This window comes from Asaia sp. SF2.1 (assembly GCF_000505765.1).
Lineage (GTDB): Bacteria > Pseudomonadota > Alphaproteobacteria > Acetobacterales > Acetobacteraceae > Asaia > Asaia bogorensis.
Genome location: NZ_AYXS01000034.1, coordinates 27,551 through 30,817 on the forward strand (window position 1 = coordinate 27,551; position 3,267 = coordinate 30,817).

Consider the following 3,267-nt stretch of genomic DNA (forward strand, 5'->3'; position numbering starts at 1 on the left):
AAGCGTGTCGTCGTGGCGATCGATCCTTCAGGGGCCTCCGGGCCCTCGGATCTGGGTGCGGACGAAATCGGTATTGTTGTGGCCGCCATCGACCACAATGGAATCGGGCATGTGCTGGAGGATTGCTCCACACGTGACACACCCATGGGGTGGGCACGTCGGGCCATACAGGCGGCAGCGCTCTGGCAGGCAGACAGGATTGTGGCGGAACGCAATTTTGGTGGGGCTCTGGTGGAAGCGACGCTCAGAAGCGTCGATCCCAGGGCTGCGCTCAGAATGGTGACGGCATCGCGTGGCAAGGCGGCGCGCGCCGAGCCTGTTGCGGCGCTCTATGAGCAGGGACGTGTGATCCATCATGGGCGCTTTGCGGCTCTTGAGTCGCAGCTTTGTCTTTTCTCGAACCGAGGCTTTGGCGGGGCAGCCTCGCCCGATCGCGCGGATGCGCTGATCTGGGCGCTGAGCGATCTGATGATCGAGCCTCAGGCAGTGCCGGGCCGTTGGCAGGACCGGGGGTGGTTCAGTCTTTCACGATAAGGGAGGTTACATGGATTGGGTGGCGCTTCAGGGACGATATGCCTCTCCTCCGGGTTTTTCTCCGAGGACACTGCGGCTTTTGGCCCTGCAAAGGGTTCTGGATGGAACGCAGTATGATGTTCTGCCCTATCCTTTTGCGACGGAGCGTAATGTGGCGGGGGAATATATCCCCCTCTCCCAGCGGAGACCCTCTGTACGGACCAATCTGTGCAGGACTGTGGTTGATGAAGCGGTCTCGCTTTTATTTGGCCATACGCATTGGCCGCTTGCTGTCTCAAGTGAAAAGGAGACGGCGGATGCCCTGAACCGTTTTGCCTGTGAGGCTGGTCTGGCGTCACTCATGACGCAGGCAGCAATACGTGGCTCGGTTGGGTCGGTGGCGCTTTGGATCGAGCTTGTGGGCTCCAGACCGACGCCTCGTGTGCTGGAAACAGCTTATCTGACGCCTGAATGGGGTCGTGCAGGCGCCTTGCTGCGTGTGACGGAGCGCTATGTCGTGACCGGGCAGGCATTGCGGCTGAGTGGTTATGCCATCGCGCCTGAACGTGCGGCCATGCGCTTCTGGTGGCACCGATGCTGGGACCGTGATTGCGTGCGGGTTTTTGTGCCCCATCCCGTCGATCAGGAGGGGGATGCGCCACTTGATGAAGAGCGGTCGCATCAGCACGGTTTTGGTGTGGTGCCGATTGTGTGGATCCGAAATTTTGGTGGGGGCGCTGCCGAGACTGAGGGGGAATGTAGCTTCGAGAAGGCGATCGATACGGTCATCGAAGCCGATTATCTGCTTTCGCAAGCCGGGCGGGGACTGAAATACGGCTCCGATCCGACGCTCGTGCTCAAGACGCCCGACATACCTGAGGGCATGGCACGACAGGGAGGGGCGGCCTCCGCCCTGACCCTGCCGCCTGAAGGCGATGCCAAGCTGCTGGAAATCAATGGCGCTGCTGCCGGTGCGGTTCTGGCGCATTACCGTGAATTGCGTCAGCTGGTGTTGGAGCAGTTGCACGGTAACCGTATGCACGGCGACCGTCTTGGAGCTCCACAATCCGGCCGCGCCATGGAGCTGATGTGTCAGCCCCTGATCTGGATGGCTGATCGTTTGCGTGGTGCCTATGGCGAGGGTGGTGTGCTGCCACTGTATCGCCTGCTCTGTCATCTCTCGTCGGTCATGCCCGAAGGGATACAGATCGGGACGAAAACCTATCGGAATCTCGATGCGGAGGGACTCTCGCTGCATTGGCCAGCCTGGTTCACTGCTGATGAATCGGAATTGCTGCCGCTCGCGCAGGGGCTTTGTGCGGCGCAGTCGGGGGGATTGCTGAGCCGTGAAACAGCGGCCCGGCTGTATGCCAGTGCTGCCGGCATTGCTGACCCGGCTGCCGAGTGGACGGAAATCAGGGCTGCAGAGGCGGCCCAAACAAACCCTGTAGGGGGAAATGGACATGGTGGATGATGTCGATGCGCTTCGTCTCTCTCTTGCTGAACTTGCTGCTGAACGTGATTCCCTTGTTCAGGCGCATCAGGAGGAACTGGCCAGAGTAAAGGCAGCCGCACGCGATACTGTGCTTGCCGGGGCGCTGCGCGCTGAAGCTGCGCGGCTCGGGGCCTATGACCCTGATCTGGTTGCTGCGCATGTCGATCGCTCTGCCATAACCTGGTCTGAAGAAGGGGCGCCGCAGGGCGTTGAAAAGGCGCTGCGCGATGCACGCGAGGTGCGCCACTTTCTTTTTCGGGAAACGGGACAGCGTTTATCGGGCGAAGCGCAGGAAAGCGCCGGGATCGTGCCGAAGCCGGCACCAGCCCAGGGACAGGATGCGCGCCAATTGCCCGCGCATGATTATGCCCTGCGCAAGCGGCAGTTTCTTGCTGGAATTATCTGAAATACGGGTCTGGGGTGAGTAGAGATATGGGTATCGAGAATTTTCCCGAGCAGCTTCGTGCTGCCATTCAGCAGGGTTTTCTGGCGCGTGAGTTCGAGACGGGGCTTCATTCCCGCCCTGGATTTCGAGCAATTGCGGATCGTGAGGTTTTTCCCAATGCAATTGGTGAGACGCTGACGAAAACACGCAAGAGCCTCAAATCACCGGTAACGACGCCACTCCTGCCTTCGGGTAATACGAATTTCGACAACGGGCTGTCACCGAGTGGCTGGTCGGTCGAGCAATACACTCTCAGTATCAATCAGTATGGCGATACGATTGATCTGAACATGGTCACGACCGGTGTTGGCATTGCCTCGCAGTTTCTGGCCAATGCGCAGACAAATGGCATGCAGGCTATGCAGTCGCTGGACCGGTTGGCTCGTAACGCACTGTTTGGCGGCGTTTCTGGCGGTGTCGGTGGTTATCTGGGCGGTAATACGCGTGTGACGACAACGGCGACGGCGAAAACCACGACGGTTTCGGTCGATGATATTCGCGGCTTCCAGTTTGTCATCGTATCCGGTCTTGTGCGGCCTGTCGGAGCAAGTGCAGGCATGACGGTGACCATTGGCAGCGGGGTCTACACGGTTGCCGGCGCCGTTCCGGACGCTGTGAATGTCTCGACGGCGCCTGGTGGTATCTCCGGGCAGTTACAGCTTGCCACCTCGGCAACTGTGGCGGATGCCACGGCAGGTATGGCGGTTGTTGCATCGACTGCCCCGCTGGTGCTGCGGCCTAACGGCAAGGCCACAACGGCAGATCTTAAAAGGGCCGACGGTGATACGCTCGGGATCCAGAACGTGCTGGCTGG

At 60.1% G+C, this 3,267-nt stretch carries 2 protein-coding genes and 2 pseudogenes; all 4 read left to right on the top strand.

What is annotated here, in order from left to right:
* Positions 1-534: pseudogene (locus P792_RS31350) on the top strand (DNA packaging protein); the annotation flags it as partial.
* A 79-nt stretch (positions 535-613) separates the two neighbouring features.
* On the top strand, positions 614-1,987 hold the full coding sequence (locus P792_RS31355; protein WP_235075488.1) for a phage portal protein: 1,374 nt from the start codon (positions 614-616) through the stop codon (positions 1,985-1,987).
* Positions 1,977-2,414, top strand: a complete 438-nt coding sequence (locus P792_RS31360) for a hypothetical protein (RefSeq protein ID WP_023979316.1) — start codon at positions 1,977-1,979, stop codon at positions 2,412-2,414. The genes P792_RS31355 and P792_RS31360 overlap by 11 nt, the downstream gene beginning before the upstream one ends.
* A 26-nt stretch (positions 2,415-2,440) precedes the next feature.
* Positions 2,441-3,267 (top strand): annotated as a pseudogene (locus P792_RS38915) (DUF4043 domain-containing protein); the annotation flags it as partial.